Raw genomic sequence first — 2318 nt, 5'->3', positions numbered from 1 at the left:
GGCCACGTCCCGACCCTCAACCGCGCCGACCGTGGCCTCCTCGGCCGCGAAGGGCTCCTCGCCGAGCCGATCCGCGACGGCGCCGGCCGTATCCGCTTCGACGACACCCTGTGGCGCATCACCGGCCCCGACCTCCCCGCCGGCGCGCGGGTGCGGGTCACGGGGATCGACGGGACGGTGCTGCGGGTGACGGGGGTGTGAGGGGGCGGTTTCTCACGGGCTGCGGCCGTCCCCGCTCCACCCCGTCATCCTGGGCTCGCCTGCGGCGCCCCGGAATGGCGGGGGCGGCGCACCCCTACCGGTCGGAACCACGTAAAAGCCGCCGCCTCACCCGAATGCCCCGACCTCGTGCTGGATCATCCCCGAGATCTCGCGCACCTGGGCGAACATCCGTTTGATCGGCTGGAACAGGCCCGAATGCTCGGCCTCGTAGGTGCCGACGTCGCGCGGGCCCGCCGGCTCGCCGAAGTTGAGGCCGAGCGTCGGGTCGGGGGTGATCGGGAAGATCTCGTCGAGGAGCTTGAGGCAACCGTCGATGTCGAGGCGCAGGAACCGCTCCAGCAGCTGGTCGCGGCTGACGCCGGCCTGGGGCCGGAAGCCGGGGATGTGGACGGCGGTGAACCAGATCCGGTGGATCAGCGCCAGGCGGATCGCGTGGAGCAGGGTGAGGCGCACCGACATCTTCTTGAGGTCGGGGGCGGTGCTCTGCAGGCTCAGCGCGTCGGTGGTGAGCCGCCCGAACAGGCGGCGCAGGTTCGGCGCGAGGTCGAGGCGGTCCAGCGCGCCCGCGATGACGACGAGTTCGTCGCGGCGGCCGTCCTTCCGGGTGCGGCGGGCGCGCTCCAGCCACACGGCGGGGTCGAGGGTGTCGATGTAGGCGCGCAGCACGTCGAGGTCGCCGACGGAGGCCGCGTGCTGGACCAGGCGGAAGGCGCGGGAGAACCGAACCGAGTCGCGGCGCATGTCGCGGAACAGGTCGGGCGCGCGGCCCGCCGCCCGGCCGATCCCGTGCAGCGAGTTCGCGAGGTAGCCGAGCTGATGCAGGATCGCGTTGTTGGGGATCGCCCGCATCTGGCGCGGATGGGTGATCAGCGCCGGGCCGCCGGAATCCGATTGCCGCGCCACGGGCCGCGAGCCGGTCCGGTCGATCAGCCCCGGGCCGAAGGTGCCGAGCAGGGCAGCGTAGCCGGGGTCGTCGACCAGCGCCTCCATGTCCTGGCGCACGACCGTGAAGAACTCCAGGGCGAAGTCGGTCTCGGCGTAGACCGGGTCGTCGTCGGCGTCCGCGCCCTCGGCCGCGTCGGAGAGGGCGTAGTCGGGGAAGGCGTCGTCCTCGGCGACCTCGAGGGCGTAGACGTGCTCGGCCACCCGCGCGATCGAGGCTTCCGCGATCGCCTTCGATCCGAACAGCAGGTAGCCGTCGGTGCCCTGGAAGCTCGATTCGAGGCGGACCTTGATCCCGGCCTTCTGGTTGCGCGTGCGCGCGTCCTCCGGCGCGAGGTAGGCGAGGCGGTCGCGCAAGCTGGTCGGGTGGGCGCCGCGACCGATCGATTCGCCGTGCGTGTCGAAGATCGCGAGCTCGACGTCGGCGAGCCCGTTGGCCACCAGCATCTCGGTGATGCGCAGGCGCAGGCGCTCGATCCAGAAGGTGGCGGCGAGCTGGCCGACGTAGCGGCCGGAATCGGAATAGCCGAACTGCACGGTGAGCCGGCCGATGCGCTTGAGGTAGCGCCGCCAGTGCGGGTTGCGCAGGGCGTCGTCGAGCACGCGGATGCCCTGCTCCAGGGCGCTCGCGGTCTCGAACAGCGGCGTGATCTCGAGCTTGTCGGCGATGCCGTAGTGCCGCGCGAGCCAGAGCGCGGCCAGCAGCGTGTAGCCGGTCTCGGTCTCGGCGATGAGGAAGCGCACCGGGTGGGTGCCGTCGACGTGCTTGAGGATCTGCGCGATCGTCATCATCAGGCGGGCGGCCGAGGCCCGCTCGGCGGCGAGCGCCCCGAAATCCACCGCCACCGGCTGCACGTCGTTGAGCAGGGTGTGGATCGCCGAGAGGTGCGAGCGGCGCTGCGCCGCGTCGGTCGGCTCGCCTTCGAGGTCGATGACCCGGCGCACCGCGTTGTGGATCTGGCTGGCGTTGAGCCGGAAATGCGGCAGCGCGTTCGAAAGCCCATGCGTGGCGATGCCCGAGCGCAGGACCGCGAGGCTGCGCCGGTCGGCGTCGTCCTCGGCCCCCGCCCCCGCCTCGGAGCTGTGTCTTATAAACATAAGACGCAGCCAACCACACCATAACTGTAGATAAAGGTGGTAGCCCTATAATTAAA

At 71.1% G+C, this 2318-nt stretch carries 1 protein-coding gene and 1 pseudogene; one reads left to right on the top strand and one right to left on the bottom strand.

Annotated elements, in window-relative coordinates; genetic code table 11:
- On the top strand, positions 1 to 201 hold a 201-nt coding region (locus FV222_RS23515), incomplete at its 5' end, for an NfeD family protein (RefSeq protein ID WP_147815777.1).
- Positions 202 to 327: 126 nt separating this feature from the next.
- On the opposite strand, the pseudogene FV222_RS23510 reads toward FV222_RS23515, so the two are convergent.
- Positions 328 to 2226 (bottom strand): annotated as a pseudogene (locus FV222_RS23510) (phosphoenolpyruvate carboxylase); the annotation flags it as partial.
- Positions 2227 to 2318 lie beyond the last annotated feature (92 nt).

Source organism: Methylobacterium sp. WL103, from assembly GCF_008039885.1.
In the GTDB taxonomy this organism is placed as follows: domain Bacteria; phylum Pseudomonadota; class Alphaproteobacteria; order Rhizobiales; family Beijerinckiaceae; genus Methylobacterium; species Methylobacterium cerastii.
The sequence above is the reverse complement of the archived record's forward strand: the minus strand, read 5'-3'. Positions and strand labels throughout refer to the sequence as shown.